This window comes from Methylophaga sp. UBA678 (assembly GCF_002299105.1).
Lineage (GTDB): Bacteria > Pseudomonadota > Gammaproteobacteria > Nitrosococcales > Methylophagaceae > Methylophaga > Methylophaga marina.
In genome coordinates this window covers 38,403-60,341 of sequence record NZ_DBNG01000016.1, presented here as the reverse complement: position 1 = coordinate 60,341, position 21,939 = coordinate 38,403, and the positions used below count along the sequence as shown (strand labels likewise).

Annotated in this window: 22 protein-coding genes; 10 read left to right on the top strand and 12 right to left on the bottom strand. The window is 42.7% G+C overall.

Features of this window, described 5'->3' with window-relative positions; all coding sequences use genetic code 11:
- Positions 1–177: 177 nt before the first annotated feature.
- From B3014_RS09105 to B3014_RS09065, 9 genes are all read right to left on the bottom strand, one after another.
- Entirely contained in the window at positions 178–942 is a 765-nt protein-coding gene (locus tag B3014_RS09105; protein ID WP_286305446.1) for an elongation factor-1 alpha, read from the bottom strand.
- A gap of 78 nt (positions 943–1,020) precedes the next feature.
- Positions 1,021–1,788: a DUF4197 domain-containing protein gene (locus tag B3014_RS09100; RefSeq protein WP_289244024.1), complete on the bottom strand. Its 768-nt coding sequence runs from the start codon at positions 1,786–1,788 to the stop codon at positions 1,021–1,023.
- A gap of 125 nt (positions 1,789–1,913) precedes the next feature.
- Positions 1,914–2,123: a cold-shock protein gene (locus B3014_RS09095; protein ID WP_286305444.1), complete on the bottom strand. Its 210-nt coding sequence runs from the start codon at positions 2,121–2,123 to the stop codon at positions 1,914–1,916.
- A gap of 292 nt (positions 2,124–2,415) precedes the next feature.
- On the bottom strand, positions 2,416–2,685 hold the full coding sequence (locus B3014_RS09090; RefSeq protein ID WP_091713471.1) for an oxidative damage protection protein: 270 nt from the start codon (positions 2,683–2,685) through the stop codon (positions 2,416–2,418).
- An 8-nt stretch (positions 2,686–2,693) separates the two neighbouring features.
- Complete coding sequence (mutY, locus tag B3014_RS09085) at positions 2,694–3,734, bottom strand: A/G-specific adenine glycosylase (protein WP_289244054.1); 1,041 nt, start codon at positions 3,732–3,734, stop codon at positions 2,694–2,696.
- 68 nt (positions 3,735–3,802) lie between these two features.
- Positions 3,803–6,271: an AsmA family protein gene (locus B3014_RS09080; RefSeq protein WP_289244023.1), complete on the bottom strand. Its 2,469-nt coding sequence runs from the start codon at positions 6,269–6,271 to the stop codon at positions 3,803–3,805.
- Between the two features lie 65 nt (positions 6,272–6,336).
- The gene (locus B3014_RS09075) at positions 6,337–8,274 is read right to left on the bottom strand and encodes a hypothetical protein (protein WP_289244022.1); all 1,938 of its coding nucleotides are present in this window, start codon (positions 8,272–8,274) and stop codon (positions 6,337–6,339) included.
- A gap of 2 nt (positions 8,275–8,276) precedes the next feature.
- Entirely contained in the window at positions 8,277–9,557 is a 1,281-nt protein-coding gene (locus tag B3014_RS09070; protein ID WP_289244021.1) for an HlyC/CorC family transporter, read from the bottom strand.
- Between the two features lie 6 nt (positions 9,558–9,563).
- The gene (locus B3014_RS09065) at positions 9,564–10,361 is read right to left on the bottom strand and encodes a cytochrome C assembly family protein (protein WP_289244020.1); all 798 of its coding nucleotides are present in this window, start codon (positions 10,359–10,361) and stop codon (positions 9,564–9,566) included.
- A 156-nt stretch (positions 10,362–10,517) separates the two neighbouring features.
- Between B3014_RS09065 and ffh the strand changes: the two genes are divergently transcribed.
- The 8 genes from ffh (at position 10,518) to B3014_RS09025 (ending at position 16,158) form a co-directional block, all read left to right on the top strand.
- A complete protein-coding gene (gene ffh, locus B3014_RS09060) occupies positions 10,518–11,885 on the top strand; it encodes a signal recognition particle protein (protein ID WP_286305438.1) in 1,368 nt (455 codons plus the stop codon).
- Between the two features lie 83 nt (positions 11,886–11,968).
- On the top strand, positions 11,969–12,217 hold the full coding sequence (gene rpsP, locus B3014_RS09055) for a 30S ribosomal protein S16 (RefSeq protein ID WP_286305437.1): 249 nt from the start codon (positions 11,969–11,971) through the stop codon (positions 12,215–12,217).
- A gap of 19 nt (positions 12,218–12,236) precedes the next feature.
- Positions 12,237–12,755: a ribosome maturation factor RimM gene (gene rimM, locus B3014_RS09050; RefSeq protein WP_286305436.1), complete on the top strand. Its 519-nt coding sequence runs from the start codon at positions 12,237–12,239 to the stop codon at positions 12,753–12,755.
- A 13-nt stretch (positions 12,756–12,768) separates the two neighbouring features.
- Positions 12,769–13,512 carry a tRNA (guanosine(37)-N1)-methyltransferase TrmD gene (gene trmD / locus B3014_RS09045; RefSeq protein WP_289244019.1) on the top strand — a complete coding sequence of 248 codons (744 nt, stop codon included), beginning with the start codon at positions 12,769–12,771 and terminating at the stop codon, positions 13,510–13,512.
- Positions 13,513–13,525: 13 nt separating this feature from the next.
- The gene (gene rplS / locus B3014_RS09040; RefSeq protein ID WP_286305434.1) at positions 13,526–13,870 is read left to right on the top strand and encodes a 50S ribosomal protein L19; all 345 of its coding nucleotides are present in this window, start codon (positions 13,526–13,528) and stop codon (positions 13,868–13,870) included.
- A 108-nt stretch (positions 13,871–13,978) separates the two neighbouring features.
- Positions 13,979–14,878 carry a site-specific tyrosine recombinase XerD gene (gene xerD / locus B3014_RS09035; RefSeq protein WP_286305433.1) on the top strand — a complete coding sequence of 300 codons (900 nt, stop codon included), beginning with the start codon at positions 13,979–13,981 and terminating at the stop codon, positions 14,876–14,878.
- Between the two features lie 73 nt (positions 14,879–14,951).
- Positions 14,952–15,437 (top strand): YajQ family cyclic di-GMP-binding protein, encoded by a 486-nt coding sequence (locus B3014_RS09030; protein ID WP_289244018.1) that lies wholly within the window; start codon positions 14,952–14,954, stop codon positions 15,435–15,437.
- A 7-nt stretch (positions 15,438–15,444) separates the two neighbouring features.
- Positions 15,445–16,158 carry a DsbC family protein gene (locus B3014_RS09025; RefSeq protein ID WP_289244017.1) on the top strand — a complete coding sequence of 238 codons (714 nt, stop codon included), beginning with the start codon at positions 15,445–15,447 and terminating at the stop codon, positions 16,156–16,158.
- Here B3014_RS09025 and B3014_RS09020 read toward each other — a convergent pair.
- Positions 16,144–16,899 (bottom strand): UDP-2,3-diacylglucosamine diphosphatase, encoded by a 756-nt coding sequence (locus B3014_RS09020; RefSeq protein ID WP_289244016.1) that lies wholly within the window; start codon positions 16,897–16,899, stop codon positions 16,144–16,146. The two genes, B3014_RS09025 and B3014_RS09020, sit on opposite strands and share 15 nt — an antisense overlap.
- Before the next feature lie 44 nt (positions 16,900–16,943).
- Positions 16,944–17,444 carry a peptidylprolyl isomerase gene (locus tag B3014_RS09015; RefSeq protein WP_289244015.1) on the bottom strand — a complete coding sequence of 167 codons (501 nt, stop codon included), beginning with the start codon at positions 17,442–17,444 and terminating at the stop codon, positions 16,944–16,946.
- 344 nt (positions 17,445–17,788) lie between these two features.
- Between B3014_RS09015 and B3014_RS09010 the strand changes: the two genes are divergently transcribed.
- Both B3014_RS09010 and cysS read left to right on the top strand, forming a co-directional pair.
- Positions 17,789–19,462 carry a glutamine--tRNA ligase/YqeY domain fusion protein gene (locus B3014_RS09010; RefSeq protein WP_289244053.1) on the top strand — a complete coding sequence of 558 codons (1,674 nt, stop codon included), beginning with the start codon at positions 17,789–17,791 and terminating at the stop codon, positions 19,460–19,462.
- A 1-nt stretch (position 19,463) separates the two neighbouring features.
- Positions 19,464–20,855 (top strand): cysteine--tRNA ligase, encoded by a 1,392-nt coding sequence (cysS, locus tag B3014_RS09005; RefSeq protein ID WP_289244014.1) that lies wholly within the window; start codon positions 19,464–19,466, stop codon positions 20,853–20,855.
- A 39-nt stretch (positions 20,856–20,894) separates the two neighbouring features.
- On the opposite strand, the gene folD is transcribed toward cysS, so the two are convergent.
- A complete protein-coding gene (gene folD / locus B3014_RS09000) occupies positions 20,895–21,752 on the bottom strand; it encodes a bifunctional methylenetetrahydrofolate dehydrogenase/methenyltetrahydrofolate cyclohydrolase FolD (protein WP_289244013.1) in 858 nt (285 codons plus the stop codon).
- Between the last annotated feature and the right edge of the window lie 187 nt (positions 21,753–21,939).

Below are 21,939 nucleotides of genomic sequence, written 5' to 3'. Positions count from 1 at the left end.
TTCTAGATCTGATTTATTCTGTTTTTACGATATTTCAGAAAATAAATCTATACGTTATATAACGAAATGGAAGACTTTCCCGATAGACCAACCATTATTCTGAAGAGAAACAAATAAAAAAGCCATTTACCCGAAAGGGGTAAATGGCTTGAGTTTTAAGTAGTGTTTTGTGATGACTTATTCGTCTAATAATGCATCACGGTCGTCACTGTGGCGTTTTGGCATAATCCACATTTCATACATCGATACACACCACATAAAGGCAAATGACATCGCCATGGCGCCACCGGCTATGATGACCATCCATGCAAAGTTTGGATTAAGTTTTGTCAGCCACCATGAGCTAATGTCAACAATTAGGAAGACATAAGGTGTCACTATTGCGGTGACTTTCAGTGCTTTAGGTACGCCTGAAGCCAAGCTGAAGATTAAACCTACAAACATAAAGATAAAGGCAATACCAAATAAGTGAATATGTGAGACACGAGCGAGTGACTGGAATGAGGCGCCGGTGTCTACAACCGCACGTTCTTTGATATTTTTAAAATCAGTGTAGTCAGGGATAGGCATACCTGAGTCAGCGTTGTGACATGGGATACAATTGGCTTCAAAGATTTGTTTAATACCAGTGCCTTCATAAGCGGCTTCAGTGGCGCCCTGATGCACCCATGTGACTATGGCAGCACGATCTTCATCACTCGCCATCGGTTTCATTGAGCCACTTAGTTTGTTTTCCAATAAAGAGTTATTTCGGTTGCCATAATAGCTGATAACAATATCATCAACAGATAGACCGTATTTACCATCCGCCAAGCCATGCGTGAGTTGAATCTGAACGATAGCCATCAGATAGCCAACAGCGACCACCATCAGGTATCCACTAAACAAAGCTTTTAATGAAGTGCCTTGACTGGCGAGGTTCAGCTTGTGCGATTGAGCCATGAATTTTTCCTTTATTTTCTATGTAAGCGCTATGTTATTACATTCAATCGTTCAATAGTAGCTATTGAGAAAGATTCATTATTGAAATACAGTTTTAAGCAATTCTGTTGTGCGAGCCGTTGGGTTTTCCCGGATCTTTTTCTCTTCAGCTGCCAACATGGTAAACAAGCCATCAAGAGCCTGTTCAGTCACATAATCAGGTAAATCCATATTAATCTCTTTTCCTACCACAGGTACGTCTGCAACTTTATCGGTGAGCTGATTGTAGTACTTAGTCGAGCCCACTTGGTCCAGACTTTCCTCTATGGTTGGTTTGAATAATGTTCGTAGTTCTTCCCCTGTGTGCTGTTTGAAATATTGTGTTGCAGCGTTGTCACCACCATTCAATATTTTTTTCGCGTCATTAATGCTCATGGCTTTTATAGCATTGACTAGAATAGTCGTTGCTTGTGGTGCCGCTTTTTCAGCCGCTCTATTCATACTGGTCTCAAATTCATTTGCCAGACCTTCCATTCCAAACTGGCGCATTACCATACCCACTTTTTCAATTTGAGGAGGGAGTGGGATACGGATATCGGCATTTTTTAGATAACCGTTCGGTTGGCTGACACTCGCAACGGCACGCTCACTGCCTACCTTCAATGCTTCTTTAAGACCAGAAATAATAGTAGATATATCCAGATTGTTAGACTGTTTGGATGATGTAGCGTCTGAGATAGAGGAATTGAGTAATGTTTTACTATTTTCTTGCATATCTTTAACTAAACCGCCCCAGTCTGCCATGGCATGAGAAGTAGTGAAGCTGAAAGCAATGCCTAAAATGATGCTGGTTGGTGTTAATTTCATGTGAGTCCTTTGCTGCAATAGTCGTTCTATCAATTATTTCTATGGCTTTATTTAAAGCATTTTGAAATGAAAAAGGCCGTGCAGTGATGGCTGAACGGCCTTTCTATTTTTGGTTTACTTCTTACTCAACCGGGGATGACGTTTTCTGCTTGCGGACCTTTTTGCCCCTGAGTTACCTCCATGGTAACTGTTTGACCCTCTTTCAATGTTCTAAAGCCTTCTGACTTAATCGCTGAGTGATGGACAAATACGTCTGGACCATCAACTTGCTCTATAAAACCGAATCCTTTTGCATCATTGAACCACTTAACTTTACCTGTAACTTGCTCTGCCATATCAACCTCAATTTAATAACACTATCGGCACAACTCCTTGTTGACCGATTGACACTTCTAAGAAGCTTAATGGCATTGTAACCATATAAAATAAAAAAAAGACACTTTATTTATGATAAAAAGCAATATTTTTTTTGTTACATATCCTGGGTTAAGTCTGAATGCAAAGATGATTTATGTTTTATTAAATTGTTTTATATATATTTATTGGCAATGTAATAGCTTTTGGTGATAAATAAAAAAAGGGCCGTTAAATCTAACAGCCCTCATTTTTTTGATTGGTTTGCGGATTTTATCCTTTTGGAACAAAGTCTGCTGGAGGTGCCGAACCCTCACCAAAAAAGAATTTTTCCATTTCAGTTTTCAGAAATGCTTGCGACTTAGGATCGGCAAGTGACAGCCTATATTCGTTAATCAGCATGGTTTGTTGGCTTAACCACATTTGCCATGCTTCTTTTGAAACAGATTCATAAAGCGTTTTTCCCATTTCACCAGGGTAAGGGGGGAAGTCTAAACCTTCGGCTTCTTTGTTAAGTTTTACACAGTGTATTGTGCGTGCCATATTTGCCTCTATTGTAAAGTGTGTAAAAAAGAACGCACTGGTGCCGGAAGACCCAGTTGCATAATGTCGTTTATTTTATACCAGTTGCCGATGCTGTTGTCGGTCACAGCATTAATACGTGATTTTATTAAGAGTGGTCGAATCATTAATCTGAAATGGCTAAACACATGCGTCATTTCAGGTAACTCTTCAATGCCATCGATAGAAAAATGCAAAGTCTGCTCACAATAAGCCATCAGATCCTGCTTATCCGGACGCTCTGGAAAACTCCATAAACCGCCCCAGATACCCGTTGAAGGTCTTTGCTCCATAAACAACTCATCGTTATTCTGACAGACAAGCCAATAACATGTTCTGGTAGGGATGGCTTTTTTAGGTTTTTTTTCTGGATAAGCTGTGGGGTTACCATTGTTATAGGCTAAACAGTGGGATTGTAATGGGCAACGTGGGCAGTCCGGTTTACTTCGTGTGCAAAGTGTTGCCCCTAAATCCATTTGTGCCTGAATATAATTAGCAATACGTTTATCGGGCAGTAGTGATTCCGCTTTTTCCCATAAACTATCTTCTACTTTTTTATTGCCAGGCCAGCCATCTATCGCAAAAAAACGTGTCAGGACGCGTTTCACGTTCCCATCTAGAATAGGATATTTCTGGTGATAGGCGAGTGTCAGAATCGCACCCGCGGTAGAGCGTCCAATACCTGGTAGATTGATCAGTTCTTCTAACGTTTCTGGAAAAGCGCCGGTGTAGTCTGCGCTGACTATTTGAGCTGTTTTGTGCAAATTACGAGCACGGGCGTAGTAACCTAAACCTGACCAATACGCTAAAACATCATCTTGTTTTGCTTCGGCTAATGAGTAGACGCTGGGAAAGCGCTGAATAAATCGTGTGTAGTAATCAATGACAGTGGAAACTTGCGTTTGCTGCAACATGATTTCAGACAACCAGACGTGGTAGGGCGTTGGATTTTGTTGCCAGGGCAGATTCTTACGACCGTAGTGATCGAACCAGTCGAGTAATGCATCAGCGAAATGGAAAGGTTTTGTCATGTTTTTCAAATTAAAAGCCCGCCTGATGGTGTATCAAGGCGGGCAGATACGAAAAGAGTATTTAGCGTTTAGAAGAAGTTTTTCAATTTATCTTTGACGGCATCTTCTAATTTTTTATCAGAGGACTTTTCTTCTTCAGACTCAGCATCAGTTGCATTCTCCGCCTCTGTTGATTGAGTTTCAGACTTGGCTTTTGAACCTCCTAATTTGCCACCAAGAAGACCGCCTAAATCATCTCCCAGTTTTTCTTTAAGCTTTTCTTCTGCTTTAGATTTGAGTTCTTCTTTTGCTTTATCTTTGACAAGATTAGCGAGGTCCACGGTGGGTTTAGGTTCTGAGAATGTGCCAGTGATTTTGATGGGAATGGTCACACCTTTAAGTTCTTCAAGCTCTTTACCGCCTTGACCTTTACTTGTTCCGACGACAGCGACTTTTAAGCCATAGTCTAGTGTTTCATTTGCCAGGTTTGCTTTGCCGGCGCCATCGATACGCAGCAAAGGGGATTTAACGGCGAGATCCTGATTGTTGATAACACCATTGTTTGCCGTAAACGTGCCAGACATACTGGAAAAGTCAGTTTGAACGGGCGCGTCAGATGCAGGCAGTGACTCACCTTTTAAAGCCGCTTTGGCTTTACGAATAATTTCGGCAATATTGATACCTTGCAATGCACCGTCTGTAAAAGCAAAGCCACCATTACCTGTCAGGGTCTGCTTGATTTGTGAAACAGTGGCTCCAGAGCCTGTTAACTTGGCATTTGCATTGGCGGTTCCACTGATTTTGGCATCCCCGGTCATGTCTTTGAGTAAGGGGCCAGCCTGAACATTTTTTACTTGTTCATTCAGTGACAGTTTTAATGCGTCACTGCGTGCATCAAGAATGATATTACCGTTGTATTGTCCTTGATATAAGTTTGCTTTAAGTGGGGTCAGCTTAACCACGCCATCGTTGGCATCAATGGAGATATGAATATTTTCACTGTTCAGGCCTGTGGCTTTTAATTTGCCAATATCAATGCTGCCTTTCGCATTGATTTGGCGTAATGCATCCAGTGGTAGAGCTTCTTCAGCTGTCGCTGCTTTGTTTGCGTTGTCAGTTGTGGTTGGAGTTTTATCTGTCTCTTTTTCTTCTTTTGCAGGCGGCATATAGCGATCTGCATCAATTTGATCCAGTTTCAGATTGAAATTGAACGCAGGTTTGCTGAAATTGCTTACAGCAAATTGTCCTGTCAGATTACTTTGATCCAAAGTCAGAGCCAGCTGTTTTAGATTAATTTGATTGATAGAACCACTCAGTTCTGAACGAAGTTCGACTTTCTCCAGTGTGGATTCATCGCTCATTTCAGGCAATTCGATTTTCATATCAGATGCCAGTTTTCTTAAGCTGAAAGGTTGGATATGAATGCTGCCTGCAAAGGTCGGTTTCTCTTTGAGGATATCTCTCGCCTGAATATCCCCTTCAAGGAGTAAATCCTGCAGTTTTAATACAAGAGCAGACACGGTGAGGGTTTCTTGTTTTAAATCAGCTTTGATGCCACTGGTCAGGTGAAATTCAGCTTGTTCATCAGGTAAGCTTGGATCCTGAATGGTGGCAGTGATATCTAAATTATCGATATTGGATTGCTGGGTAGCCAGATTGGAAGTGACTTGTCCCGTTAATTTGGCATCCACTTTTTGCTGGTTATTTGATGCTTTGGCTGCTAGCGCGAGGTCGCTTACTTCCACCCATTGTTTTGCTAGATCCGCTTTAAGATCACCTTTCAGAGATAAATCAGCCTGATTGAAAGCCAGCTCTTTACCTTCTGCAATGGCTGAGAATGAGAAGCCCTCTAAGGCATATTGCTGTTTCTCCATGTCCACAGCAGCATTGGTTGTCAGTGTGACATGCGCTTTGGCTTCTGGTTTTGTGCTGATGACATCAAAGTCCATATCAACAGCCGTAGGAACGCCTGGTTCGAGAGGGTCCGTTGTCAGATTAAGATTACGTAACTGATAACTTTCTCCTTTAGACGCATCTGACCAGAGAATATTAGCATTGCTGAGTTTGATGCCAGCAACGGTGATGGTTTGTAATGCGGGACTGGATTGTTCATCAGAATCAGCTGTAGATTCCGTCTCGGTAGCTGTTGCTTCTTCTGTGGCATCAGGCTTAACCAGATCATCCCAGTTGGTTTTTCCGCTTTTATCTGTTTCAAGATTAAGTACAAGACCATCGAGGATGATGGTATCCATTTCTAACTGCTTTTTTAGTAGCGGAATAAGCTTGATACGAATTTCTGCGGCCTGAACTTTAGCAAATGTATCTGCTTTAAAACCCTCTGCATTGCTTAGTGACAGCGGACCTAGATCGAGGGCAATCCAGGGAAACACCGATAAACCAATATCACCCTGTAGAGTCAAATTTCGTCCAGTGACTTTTTCTACTTCACGTGAAATTTCATCTTTATAGTCGTTAGGATCGATGAAAAATGGCAGAGCGATAAGGCCTGCTATAACAATAACGATTAAAAAGACGACAATTTTTATAAAGGTACGCATATTGGTATTCCGTTTTTGAGTTTTTATCTCGACAAGTCCATCCATGATATGCGATCGACACGCATTTATGAACCAAGATTGAGGCTGTAATTGAAAATTTCATAATCCAAACTGCTGTCGATAAGCCCATTAGCAATAATTGAATTAGATAGATTTTGCCCTTCGAGCCGTATTTTTCTTTTGGGTGAGAATAAGCCTTTGTCTGTCAAAATGATGTGTGAGCGAGAATCAAATTCTGTCTCCAGTAACAAACCAGGATGTGCTTCCTCATCATTCTCGGGGTGGCATTTTACAGGAACTGGTCGTCCCTCTATTTGTTCAAGCCCAATCTGGACGTCATTATGGATATCAATTTGTAACCATTTGATGACAGCCAGCATAAGAAGGCTGTTTTTTTCGAAAATACCCACAAAATCACCGATATTTAGGTGATAACAGCCTTTATTCGCGCGCTTTGCCATCAACCCTGTCTGGCTCTTATTAATTAATTGCCACTCCAGCGCATTGACGACATTACCTTGAAGGCTTTGATGAACTGACTCTAGACCTAAACTAATATGTATGGGCTTGGATGACTGTACTCTGATACGTTCAAAACGTCGCTCATAAGTTGTGTTGAGTTGAGGAATAATATGTTTGACCAGTCTCAATTCCGACGACATAACCGTCTGTGTACGATGACTTTTTGCATCGCGTAACGTTGATTCAATGGCTCTTAATACGGCTTGTGTGTCCAGACGCCGACTTGTTGGGTCATGTCTTATTGGTATGTCTGTTTTATGAAGTGGTTGTGGACAGATATCCTGCTTAGCATCAATGCAGAAGTGCCCCAGTAGTAAGAAGCGACTATTTACCTTACTTTGCTGTTCAGACATGCTGTCGATCACAACCTTATCGGTGAATTGCGCCATAAGTCTGTACAAGCGCAGCACATCAAACCTCATCTGACTATAAGGATCGGTCAATGCAGTCAGAACAATCTGGCCATATATTTCGAAAAAACTACGACTTTGATAATAAGGTTTAACGGAGACGTCCTGATGTAAAGTTTGTGCTTGTTCTTGATAGATAAGCATTTCGTGCAGCTGTTTCCAGGCGCCAGTTGGGGCTAGCCGGTAGTACTGAAAGTTATGAAGTAACTGCAAGCTAAGCATCTCAGCCGTTCTGTTCAGTGCCAACAACATGATTGGATTAGCAAGTGGCGTTTTCCCACGTTGGTAATGAACCTGAATGATTTGTTGATAGGCTATGGACAGCAAACTGATGAGCTCGTTTATCAGGCTTATCGTACGAAGACTTTCCGTGTTGATATATAAATCACGCTTTACTGCGGCGATATCTCGGGTGAACAATAGTTCGTTGACCTGAGCCCGATACATTTCTAATAGCTGCAATAAGAGGCCTGGTTTGATTTTCTGATGAAGAAGCGCTTTCAGGTTGCTTAATAAAGAAGGGACTCGTTGATAAAAATCATGGGGTAGTTGGTTGATCCATATCAGTAGTAATGCTGGATCTTTTATTGCTGAAGCCGTACTTGTTTCATGCGTAATGACTTGCAAGTTCAATGCAGGAAGGTGGGGCGCGGGTCTTTTTTGAATACGTATAAAGTCTGTAATTTTGCTGAGCCAGCTTTTTTTATCGGTTTGAATTGGTTGTAAATTAGTCTCATCTGCTAACTGCAAATAGTGCTTTGACAATTGTTCTGCTGCCAGGTTTAGTGTTTCAGCAAACTGGGTTTTATGTAGCGGTTTTTTGAAAATGATATCAATGGCATCGTTATGCTCAGACTGGTGAGTCAACAGTGCGGCCAGGGTGGAGGAATGACTTTTCCACGCTTTGAGCCCTGCAGCTGAGTCAAAACTATAAATTTCTAAATCAGCATCATCTTTTTCTGTAATACTCCACTGACAAGTGAGTAAGGGCGATGCGATACGTAACATCGATTTTAAGGCACGACTTTCACTTTCGCTCAGACCAGATAATTTTATATATCTGAGCGACAAGTTTATTCTTCCTGTTCCAGTTCAGACTGTAAATGTCTGATACGTACAGTTTTAATGGCGTTATCTGATGTCTGAATGACCTCAATAACGTATTCTCCCATTCGAACGCTGACGCCAGGATCAGGGATACTTTCCAGATACTCAAGCACGAGACCGTTGATGGTTTTAGGGCCATCTGTTGGTAAGTCCCAGGTATTATTTCGATTTATTTCGCGAATGTTGGCCGTACCGTTGATAAGATAACTGCCATCATTTTGTGGATGAATATCTTTGTCTTCGTCAATGGTATCAGCAGTGAACTCACCTACGATTTCCCGGAAAATATCTTCCAGTGTTATCAGGCCTAATAGATCGCCATATTCATCCACAACCAGCCCTGTTCTACGGCGATTTCTTTGGAAGTTGATGAGTTGTGTATTTAAAGGCGTGCCTTCTGGAACAAAGTAAGCGCCTTTAATGATACTGCGGAGACTGTCCAGAGTGAGATTATTCTGGGAGATGAGATGTAAGGCTTTGCGTAGGTGAAGAATACCCACAATATTATCCATACTGTCTTCATAAACAGGTAAACGGGTATGACCACAATGAGAGAGTTGTTGCACAATCTCAGGAAAGGGGGCATTGATATCCAAACCTTCGATTTCATTTCTTGGCACCATGACGTCATTCACTGTCACTTTTTCCAGATCAAGGATACTCATCAGCATGTCTTTGTGACGTGTCGGAATCATGCTACCCGCTTCCATTAGTGCGACCCGCAGTTCTTCAGTATTAATCGCAGAAGTAGCCGCTTGTTCAGGTGAGACACCAAACAGTCTGACCATATTATTGGTAATACCATTTGTGAACCAGACAAGTGGGTATAACAAGAATAGTAGAGGTTTCAATACAAAGCTGGCTGGAAAAGCGACTTTTTCAGGGTGTAAGGCTGCCAGTGTTTTTGGTGTGACCTCCGCGAAAAGCAACACAATAAGGGTGAGTGCAAACGTGGCGGCAACGATACCGTTTTCACCAAGCAGTTTTATGCCAATGACTGTGGCGATAGCTGAAGCGAGGATATTGACGAAATTATTGCCAAGTAGAATGAGGCCGATCAGTCTGTCGGGGCGATTTAATAGCTGACTGGCAATCACCGCGCCACGGTGACCTTCTTGTTCTAAATGTCTCAGACGATAACGGTTGAGTGACATTAACGCCGTTTCTGAGCTTGAGAAAAATGCCGACAGAAACAATAAAAAAAACAGGATAAGGAATAGAACCAATATAGAGGTTTCTTCTAGCATAAACCGTTAGCTCATTAAGTATTCAAGAACGAATTTACTGCCCATATAAGCAAGTAACAAAAAAATAAATCCAGCAAGTGTCCATTTCACTGCTGTTTGTCCGCGCCAGCCATATCGCCATCTTCCCCAAAGCAGACTGGCAAATACACACCAGGCAATGATAGATAGGACGGTCTTGTGCACAAGATGTTGAGCAAAGAGATCATCAACAAACATCAGGCCGGTAATCAAGCCCAGCGTCAATAGTACAAAGCCACTGCTCAAGAGTTGAAAGAGGGCCCGTTCCATCGTTTGTAGGGGCGGTAGTTTCCGGATTAACCCATTCAGGTGACGTTGATGAAGTTGTTTTTCCTGGACCGCTAGGATGATGGCTTGTATGGCAGCGAGCATAAAAAAACTATAAGCGGCAAGCGATAATAGTATATGCCATTCCAATGCGGGTTGAGAGATAGATGGAGGCTCAGGAGAGGGGAGCTCCACCTTTAGCATCAAGCTCAAGGCCACCAGAGGATAGACAATAATGCCTGGATGCGCGTTAGGTAAACGAAAACCGATAATCAACGCGATAAATGCCATCAGCCAAGTGGTCAGTGAAAACGTTGTAAACAGACCCAGTTCCCAACCTCCAGCATTTTTCATAGTAAAAAAGATATCTGTGCCATGAAAAAGTAATGCCATGATGATCAAAATCCCAACGGGGATACTGGCATTGACTGACGTTGGATCCTTTTGTACAAAACGTCTGATAAGAATAACGCTACTGCTTAAATAAAGTAGAAATGCTAATGCATTCGCTATTGCCATAATTATGTGTGATCCTTGAACCTAATTTTTTTACCCTATTACTTCAATAATATAACGATGTAACAATGACCGAAACAATATATCAGTTATAATGGTGTATTGAATTAACTAATCCTAAAATTCTTATTAGGACATCATCAGCTAACAAGGTGATCTATGTTTGATAGCTTAAGCGATAGACTCGGCAGTACACTCAAAAAAATTCGTGGTCAGGGACGTATCACTGAAGAAAATGTCAAAGAAACACTTCGTGAAGTACGTATGGCATTACTTGAGGCTGATGTCGCTCTACCCGTGGTGCGCGAGTTCATTGAAAATGTCAAAGAACGCGCGATGGGGCAAGATGTTCTCCGTAGTTTAACGCCAGGTCAGGCTTTAGTAAAAATCGTTAATGATGAACTCGTCGCTGTCATGGGCGATGGCTCTTCATCACTGAATCTTAATACCCAGCCACCCGCTGTAATCTTAATGGCTGGCCTACAAGGTGCAGGTAAAACAACCAGTGTGGCGAAGTTAGCCAGATGGCTAAAAGAACGTGAGCGTAAATCTGTCATGGTCGCTAGTGCGGACGTTTATCGACCTGCCGCGATTGATCAATTAGAAACACTTGCAAAAGAAGTTGATGCTCGATTTTTCCCCAGCCAGTCTTCACAAAATCCGGTTGATATCGCTCGTGATGCCATAGAGCAAGCAAAGCGAGATTATGTCGATGTGGTCATCATTGATACGGCTGGTCGATTGCATATCGATGATGACATGATGGATGAGATTAAGCAGATTCATACTGCTATTAATCCGATTGAAACGTTATTTACCGTCGATAGTATGACCGGCCAAGATGCCGCGAATACCGCAAAAGCATTTAATGAAGCCTTACCCCTGACAGGGGTCATTCTCACTAAGACAGATGGTGATGCTCGTGGTGGTGCTGCCTTATCAATAAGACATATTACTGGTAAACCCATTAAGTTTATGGGGGTGGGTGAAAAAACAGCGGCACTTGAACCTTTCCATCCTGATCGTGTTGTCTCACGAATCCTCGGAATGGGCGATGTGCTGTCATTGGTCGAAGAAGCTCAGCGTAAAATGGATGTTGGCTCGGCAGAAAAGCTGGCTAATAAACTGAAAAAAGGTAAAGGCTTTGACCTGGAAGATTTTCAGGAACAATTGCGCCAAATGGGCAAGATGGGCGGAATAGGTTCTTTAATGGAAAAAATGCCTGGCATGGGGAATATTCCGGCTGCGGCTAAACAGCAGGTGAATGATAAAGAGTTAGCCAAGCTCGAAGCTATTATCAATTCCATGACGAAGAAAGAACGACAAAAGCCTGAAATTATTAAAGGCTCGCGCAAAAAAAGAATTGCCGCGGGGAGTGGCACACAAATTCAAGATGTGAATCGTCTTCTAAAACAGTTTAGCCAGATGCAAAAAATGATGAAGAAGATGGGTTCTAAAGGCGGGATGGCCAAAATGATGAGAGGTTTAGGTGGTAAATTTCCGATGGGTGGAGGCCTTCCTTTCTAATAAGTGTTAAAAGGACTTTTCAAATATCGGAGAGTTGCGTAGAATACGACGGTTTTCCGATCCAGTTTTCAACGGGCTAAATTATGGTAACAATTAGATTGACACGCAGTGGCGCAAAAAAACGCCCTTTTTACGGTATCGTCGTAACAGACTCACGCAGCAAGCGTGATGGTCGTTACATCGAACGCGTTGGTTTCTTCAACCCGGTTGCTCGTGGTCAAGAAGAAAAGCTTCGCGTTGACTTAGACCGTGTTGCTCATTGGATCAGCCAAGGCGCGCAAACATCAGAACGCGTTGCTAAGCTGATTGAAGAAGCACAAAAAGCAGCATAAATCGCAAGGGCGCTAGGATATGTCAACATCCGAGGAGTTTATCCCGGTAGGTAAAATATCCGGTGCCTTTGGCGTCAAAGGTTGGGTCAAAGTGTATTCTTTTACTGAACCTAGGGCGAATATCCTGCAATATTCACCACTGTTTTTATCAAGACGTGGTGAATGGCTTGAGATAAAAGTATCTGGAGGCCGTTTGCAAGGAAAAGGGGTTGTGATGGGAATTGAGAACGTCACAGACCGCGATCAGGTTCAGCCACTACTTGGTGCTGAGTTGGCGATTAAAAAATCTCAACTGGAACCTGTTGATGAAGATGAGTTTTATTGGAATGACTTAGAAGGTCTGACCGTAATCAATCTTCAGCAAGAAATATTAGGAAAAGTTGACCATCTGCTTGAAACCGGTGCAAATGACGTGTTGGTTGTTAAAGCTGAAGGCAATAAAACTGAGATATTGATTCCCTTTGTTGTGGATGAGATTGTAAAACTGGTCGATTTGGATGAAGAACTAATCCAAGTTGATTGGAGTAAAGACTATTGATGGGAGACGGATAATGCACTTAGGTGTGATATCCCTTTTTCCTGAAATGTTTGATGCGGTTACTCATTACGGTGTAACAGGCAGAGCGGTAACAAATGGTTTATTGAAAGTAGACTACTGGAATCCGCGAGATTTTGCTTATGACCGACATCGAACTGTAGACGACAGGCCATATGGCGGTGGTCCTGGTATGGTAATGAAAGTTGCGCCTCTGCAAGAGGCAATATCATCAGCAAAAGAAAAGCTGGGTGAAGATGCAACGGTTATCTATCTCTCACCGCAGGGCAGAAAACTGGACCAGGAAAGTCTGCAACAACTGGTTGGTAAAGAGAAGTTGATTCTGCTGGCCGGGCGTTATGAAGGCGTTGATGAACGCTTGATAGAAAAAGAAATTGATGAGGAGTGGTCGATAGGTGACTACGTCCTTAGTGGTGGAGAATTGGCAGCCATGGTGATGATCGATGGCATGGCCAGGTTGATACCCGGTGTATTAGGTGATGAGCAGTCTGCAGAGCAAGATTCTTTTGTAGCTGGCTTGCTGGACTACCCACATTACACCAGACCAGAAGTTTTAGATGACCAGTCAGTACCCGAGGTATTGCTGGGAGGCGACCATGAAGCAATTCGTAAATGGCGTCTCAAACAGTCCTTGGGACGAACATGGTTGCGACGACCTGATTTATTAGACAAAGACACGTTGACTAATGAACAGGCTGCGTTATTAAAAGAGTTTATTGCCGAGAGCGGGCAGGATTAGTTGGGAGTTAACAATGAGTAACATTATCGAACAGCTTAACGCTGAACAAGTGAGACAGGATATCCCTGAATTTTCAGCGGGTGATACTGTTGTTGTTAAAGTTAAAATCAAAGAAGGCGACCGTGAACGTGAACAGGCGTTCGAAGGTGTCGTTATTGCTAAACGCAACCGTGGTCTGCACTCAGCATTCACTGTTCGTAAAATTTCTAGTGGTGTCGGTGTTGAGCGTGTTTTCCAAACACACAGCCCTTCAATCGCCAGTGTTGAAGTAAAACGTCGCGGTGATGTCCGTCGTTCTAAACTTTACTACTTACGTGATTTGACTGGTAAAGCAGCACGTATTAAAGAAAAGCTATAATCCGAATTGTCATAACAGACGATTGGAAAGAAAGGGTAGTGTGTACACACTGCCCTTTTTTATTGCTTAGTTGTTACTATTAAATATCGGATATTTAACAGTAGTTATATGAGCGAGCCACAACCTTCTTATTATCTTGAACCTTTCCTAGACAGCTTATGGTTAGAATCTGGGCTAAGTCAACATACAGTGGACGCTTACCGTAGAGATTTATTAGCCTTCTCTGCCTGGTTGAATCAGTTTGATATTGATTTAGTCTCAGCCACGCAATTAGATATCCAACGCTATCAAAGCCAGCGCTTACGCGAAGGAAGAAAAGTCCGAAGTGAAGCCAGACTTTTATCTTCTCTGAGACGATTCTACCGCTATTTATTGCGTGAAGATATTCGTGATTCCGATCCGACGGCCCAGCTAGACTCACCAAGACTAGGTCGATCTTTACCTGACAGTCTGACGGAAACAGAAGTCGAAGCGTTATTAGCTCAACCAGATATTACTGATGCTCTTGGCTTACGAGATAGAACAATGCTAGAACTGCTTTACGCAGCAGGACTTCGGGTTTCTGAACTGGTGTCATTGCAGTTAGAGCAAGTTAATCTTCGGCAAGGTCTGATTCGTTGTATTGGCAAAGGAAACAAGGAACGTTTGGTGCCCATTGGTGAAATTGCATTGGATTGGTTACAGGACTATCTCTACGAAAGTCGGCCTGCGATATTGAATGGGCAAATCACGGATGACTTATTCCCTACTCGCCGAGGCAAGGCAATGACTCGGCAGGCCTTTTGGTACATCATTAAACGTTATGCCAGCCAAGCAAGTATTGATAAGCATTTGTCACCCCATACATTAAGACATGCCTTTGCAACACATTTACTCAATCATGGCGCAGATTTACGGGTCGTGCAGTTATTACTCGGTCATTCTGATTTATCCACAACACAAATTTATACTCACGTAGCCAAAGAGCGATTAAAACAATTACACGGCCAGCACCACCCGCGTGGCTAAGAGTTGATAAGCCTGACGCTATCAAACATTAATGCTAAACTGGCTCGATTTTATAGCGCAATCAGGTGAACAGATGCCTTCTTTTGATATCGTTTCTGAAGTCGATAAACATGAACTTGCCAATGCAGTGGACCAAACAAACCGAGAGTTAAAGAACAGGTTTGATTTCCGTGGAACTGATGCCAAAGTAGAGCAGTCTGACAAAGTGCTCACAATGCATGCAGATAGTGATTTCCAGTTAGATCAACTTCTCGATATTTTACGACTCAAGCTCGTCAAGCGAGGCGTTGATGTCAGCTGTTTAGAAGTCAAAGATTCTGTAGGTAACGGTAAAATGCGTAAACAGGATGTCTTAGTAAGAGAAGGTATCGACAAAGACTTATCCCGAACGATTGTTAAACTCATCAAAGAAAGTAAAGTGAAAGTGCAAGCAGCGGTTCAAGGCGAGAGCGTCAGAGTAACGGGAAAAAAGCGTGATGAACTGCAATCTATTATTGCCATGCTAAAAGGTCACGATAAAATCGATATGCCATTACAGTTTAATAACTTTAGAGATTAATAACTCCATGTTGAAATATGCCATATTAGTACTGTCTTTGTTCGGTGTCAGTGTCGTCCACGCCGATAATGATGAGCTCCGTAAAAAGATAGAAAAGTCATTACCCGATGTAAAAGTTACTAGCCTAAAAGCGGTAGACGATACTGGATTTTATGAAGCCGTTATTAATGGTCAAATTCTCTATTTTTCTAAAGATGGCCGTTATGTGATTCAGGGTGACATGGTGTCATTGGATTCAAGAATCAATCTTACTGAACAACGTCGGGTGAGTTTACGTAAAGATGCTTTAGCCAAGCTTGATGAAAAAGATATGATTATCTTCGGTCCCCAAAAAGCGAAATACACCATTACTGTGTTTACTGATATTGATTGCGGCTATTGCCGTAAGATGCACGCTGAAATGGAGAAATACAACGATTTGGGCATTCGAGTCCGATATCTGTCTTTCCCGCGAGGTGGGATAGGGTCTAAATCTTATGATGATGCTGTCAATGTATGGTGTGCGGCCGATAGACAGAAAGCTATGACCAAGGCAAAACAGGGTCAGGAAATTCCTACAAAGACATGCGCTAATCCGGTAAAAGCTGAGTTCGAATTAGGTCAGCAACTGGGTGTACAAGGCACTCCCTCTATTTTTCTCGAGTCTGGCCAGAATTTGCCTGGCTATTTGCCACCTGAAAAGTTGATTCAGGTACTGGACGAAAATTCATCGCAATCGTAAAGTTTGCTGCTGATTATCTAGTCGGTGATCATGTAATGTGAGTTGCTGATCATCGACCAAAAGATAACTGACTTTATTTTCCCAATCACCTAATACAACGCGATAGGCATCTTGATTGTCTCTCAATCTAACTTGATGAATGGCGGGACGATGGGTATGACCATGAATCAGTAGTCTGACATTACTCTCAAACATCACTTTCTCAACTTCGGCCTGATTCACATCCATGATTTGGCTGGATTTATATTGTTTCTTTTGCTGACTTTGTTGTTTTATTTTGTCGGATATTTTTTGGCGAAAACGGGCGGGGAGCTTTAAAAAGCACCATTGCAGAAAACGATTGTTCACCACTTTTCGATAACGTTGATAGCTGACATCATCAATACATAAACTATCACCATGTAATAACAGGGTTGGTGTCTCTGCCAAATCGAGCTCGAAGCCGTCTTTAATCAATGTGGCATTCACAGCGTCTGCGAATGCTTTACCGAGCATAAAATCACGGTTACCCACCATCAGATAAAGGTTTATTCCGGCTTTGGTCAATGAACGCAGAGTGTCGGTGAAATCAGAAAACTCAGCAGGGACTAAGTCATCTCCTAACCAAGTATTAAAAATATCACCCAGAATATAAATCTCAGAAACAGCATCAGCCTGTTGTTGAAGAAACTGACAGGCTAGCGTGGTTAATTCAGGCTTGGCAGGATTTAAGTGAAGGTCAGAGATAAATAGTTTGGTCATAAGAAAGAAACCTGCTTGTGTAACAACAAGCAGGTTTTATCTGATTAATTGATGACGCTGGCTTTAATGATAATGATGTCTTCAGCAGGCACATCCTGATGTGGTCCACGCATAGTTGTATCGACTTCTCTTATCGAGTCGACGACATCCATACCTTCAATGACTTCACCAAATACGGCATAGCCCCAACCGCTGGGTACTTTACCCTGAAAATCAAGAAAGCCATTGTCGACAGTGTTAATAAAAAATTGAGCAGTGGCTGAATGAGGATCATTGGTTCTCGCCATAGAAACAGCGCCTCGCTTGTTACTCAAACCATTGTCAGCTTCATTCTCAATGGCTGATTTGGTGGGTTTTTGTTGGAATTCTTGAGTAAAACCACCGCCTTGAATCATAAAATTTTTGATAACACGGTGAAAAATCGTACCGTCATAGAAACCCTCGTTAACATAGTTAAGAAAGTTGGCAACAGTGACAGGCGCTTTATCTTCATTGAGTTCGATAACGATGTCACCATGACTGGTTTCAAGTTTGACTTGTGGCATTTTGGATATCCCATCTGCTTGTATTGAAAAAGAAAAAGTGGCAAATAGCCATAGCAATATTTGCGTAAAATGTCTGATCATAACGGAAAGGGCCCGGATCAATTTCAAACACAACATGATAGAGCAATATGGGGGCTGATGGGAATAAACAGGTCGCTATCTTGTAATAACTGAACTATGTCTATCACAAACAGGGGATTCAATGTGAATCGACAATGGGGCTATATGAAAGAACAATCGTTCAGGATTTAGCGGTTTTCTATATCAGGATGAAAAACAGCGCTGTTACCCAGCCTAACGGAGAGCGTATAATGCGCGTTTTCATAAAAAATTTGTCATTCAATATGTCCGAGTCTGCTGTTAATCATAATTTTATTCGTCCTATCATTCAGGAAGATATTGATACGGGAAGGGTGACTGGCAAAATCGTCACACGTTTTCCACCTGAGCCAAACGGTTACCTCCATATTGGTCACGCGAAATCTATCTGTCTGAATTTCGGTTTAGCTGAAGAGTTCGGCGGTGACTGTCACTTACGCTTTGATGATACCAATCCAGCTAAGGAAGAACAGGAGTACATTGAAGCTATCAAGGATGATGTGCAATGGCTGGGCTTTCAATGGGCAGGGGATGTACATTATGCATCTAATTATTTCGAACAGTTTTACGCTTGGGCTATTCACCTCATCAAACAGGGTAAAGCGTATGTCTGCGATCTGACCGCTGAACAAGCCAGCGAATATCGCGGCTGGGCAACCAAGCCAGGTAAAGAGTCACCTTTCCGTAACCGTAGTGTTGAAGAAAACCTGACTTTGTTTGAGAAAATGAAGCAGGGTGAGTTTGACGAAGGTTTTTGTGTGCTGCGGGCGAAGATTGATATGGCTTCTCCGAATATGAATATGCGTGATCCGATTCTTTATCGCATACGTAAAAAAGCACATCACCAAACCGGTGACAAATGGTGTATTTATCCTAGCTATGACTTTGCTCATGGTCAGGGCGATGCGATTGAAGGGGTGACGCACAGTATCTGTACACTGGAGTTTCAGGACCATCGTCCTTTATATGAATGGTTTATTGAAAACCTGCCAGTACCTTCCAAGCCAAAGCAATATGAGTTTGGACGGTTGAATCTGAACTACACAGTGACCAGTAAGCGTAATTTGAAACAACTAGTTGATGATCAAATTGTCGCTGGTTGGAATGATCCGAGAATGCCAACCATCTCAGGTATGAGAAGACGTGGCTATACCGCAGCAGCTCTTCGCGCTTTTTGTAATGGACTTGCCGTAGCCAAAACAGACGGTGTGGTGGATATTGCACAGTTGGAATTTGAAATTCGTAATGACTTGAATGAAAACGCAGCACGGGCCATGTGCGTGCTCAACCCATTAAAAGTCTCGATCACTAATGCCGCTGACAACACTGAATGGCTTGAAGTCGCGAATCATCCGCAGCAAGAGTCTATGGGTCACCGCTCAATACCATTTACCCAAACGATTTATATCGATGCGTCCGATTTTACTGAAGACACCAGTCTGAGCCGAAAAAAATTCAAACGCTTAGTGATAGGGGACTATGTGCGTTTGCGTGGTGCCTATGTAATCAAAGCGGATGACGTTATTAAAAATGATAGCGGTGACGTGATAGAAGTGATTGCCTCATTAGTGCATGATACCGTGGGGCAGAATCCACCACCTGAAATGAAGCCTCGAGGCGTCATTCATTGGGTGTCAGCAACAGAAGGCAAAGAAGTCGAACTACGTTTGTATGATAGATTGTTTTTGGCCGAAGCACCTGGCAAAGAAACGGGTAATTATCTGGATGATGTGAACCCTGAGTCATTGAAAGTGATTAAAGCACTTGCAGAGCCTGCTATAGTGGATTGTAAACCAGAAACGGTTTTTCAGTTTGAGCGAGAAGGCTATTTTGTTAGCGACCGTTATGATCACACCGCTGACTCTCCGGTATTTAATCTCACTATCAGTTTAAAAGAAGATACGTCGAAGAATAACTAATATGCTAAAAATCTATAACACCCTTACCAGACAGAAAGATGTTTTCACTCCCATACATGAAGGCAAAGTCAACATGTATGTCTGCGGTATGACGGTCTACGATTTATGTCACGTTGGTCATGCAAGGGTAATGGTTGTTTTTGATGTTGTGACCCGATACTTACGTGCACTAGGTTATAACGTGACCTACGTGAGAAATATTACGGATATTGACGACAAAATCATTAAACGTGCAGCAGAGAATGGCGAATCTATTCAATCTTTGACTGAGCGTTATATTGAAGAAATGCATAAGGATGCAGATGCTTTGGGTGTTCTCAGACCTGATCTTGAGCCTAAGGCAACTGAATCAATGGCAGAAATTCTGGCGATGATTGAGACCTTGATGGACAAAGGGCTGGCCTACAAAGCCGATAATGGCGATGTGTATTATGACGTCAGCGAATTCGACAGTTATGGCAAATTATCTGGTCGTAATATTGAAGACTTACGCGCTGGTGAACGAATTGCAGTCAATGAAGCGAAAACAGATCCTCTTGATTTTGTTTTGTGGAAAGCGGCCAAAGCTGATGAACCTGCTTGGGAATCACCTTGGGGACCAGGACGACCTGGCTGGCATATTGAATGCTCAGCGATGTCAGCACACTGCTTGGGTGAGCGCTTTGATATTCATGGTGGTGGACAGGATTTACAATTCCCTCATCATGAAAATGAAATAGCACAATCCGAAGGCGCTCACGATTGTCAGTCAGTCAATTACTGGATGCATAATGGCTTTGTTCGTATAGACGATGAAAAAATGTCTAAGTCTCTGGGCAATTTCTTCACGGTGCGTGAAGTGTTAGCGCTGTATCCGGCCGAGGCGATTCGTTATTTTATTCTCTCGAGTCATTATCGTAGTCCTTTGAATTATGCTGAAGATCAACTGGATCAAGCCAAATCTGCATTAACCCGCTTTTACACGACTTTGCGTGATGTGGATACGGCAGAAAGTGTTCGTTGGCAGGATGATGAGGAATACGGTCAACGATTCAAATCGGCTATGGATGATGATTTCAATACCGCATTAGCGCTGTCAGTGATGGCTGATGTCAGACAAGCGATAAACAAGGCGAGAGAGCAAGGTCAATCAGATAATGTGGCTTATCTTGCTGGCCTGTTATCATCATTTGGTGAGGTACTTGGTTTGTTTCAGCAAGATGCAGACAAATTCCTGACCGGAGATGGCGACTCTGATCAACAAGCTGATTATATCGATAGCTTAGTGGTTGAACGTAATCAGGCCAGAGCGGATAAAAACTGGGCTCGTGCTGACGAGATTCGCGATGAGTTGACGGAAATGGGTATCGTGCTTGAAGATGCGGCTGGTAAAACCAGCTGGCGTCGTGTGTAGTGAATATAAGCGCCTGCTTTCTAGCAGGCGCTTACAGAGCTAGTCTTTGTGCAAAGTTTCTGCAGCAAATAAGGTATTTTCCAGAAGTGTCGCCACGGTCATAGGACCGACACCACCTGGTACGGGGGTTATCCAACTGGCTTTTTCTTTGGCTTTTTCAAACTCTACGTCACCAGTGAGTTTGCCATTTTCCAAGCGATTAATACCGACATCAATGACGATGGCACCTTGTTTTATCCATTCACCAGGAATAAAACCCGCTTTACCTACGGCGACCACTAATAAGTCAGCACGACGAACCTGCTCTTCGAGATTATTTGTCCAGCGATGACAAACGGTGGTAGTGCAGCCAGCCAATAATAATTCCAGTGCCATAGGCCTACCAACTATATTAGAGGCACCTACTACCACAGCTTCGAGACCTTTGAGATCGACTCCGGTAGTGCGTAGTAGGGTAATCACTCCCTTTGGTGTACATGGTCTGAGTTGTGGATTACGTTGAGCGAGACGGCCGATATTATATGGATGGAAGCCATCGACGTCTTTATGTGGGGCGATTCGTTCAATCACTGTTTCCGCAGAAATGTGCTGAGGCAAAGGTAATTGCACCAGAATGCCATCAATATCGTCATCTTGATTTAATTTATCAATCAGAGAGAGTAACTCTTCTTCGGTCGCTGTTTCTGGAAGATCATAGGCTTCAGATTTGAATCCAATTTCTTCACAGCTTTTTCGTTTGCTACCTACATAGACCTGCGATGCCGGATTAGCGCCTATCAATATGACCGCAAGACCTGGACGACGTTTTCCTTCTGCTAATCGTTCTGCCGTCGCTAATTTCAATTGTTGTTTCAGGTCAGCTGCAACTGCCTTGCCATCGATAATCTTTGCGCTCATTCATCATTCCCGCTTATGCAAAAGCGGCTATGATCGCATGATGTGAGCTGAACAGCAAAAAATATCAAAACAGTGATTGACTCTTAAATTCTAACCACGTATTATTTCGCCTTCTTCGGGGATGACTTCTCGAATTAAGTCGGGGCATAGCGCAGTCTGGTAGCGCATCTGGTTTGGGACCAGAGGG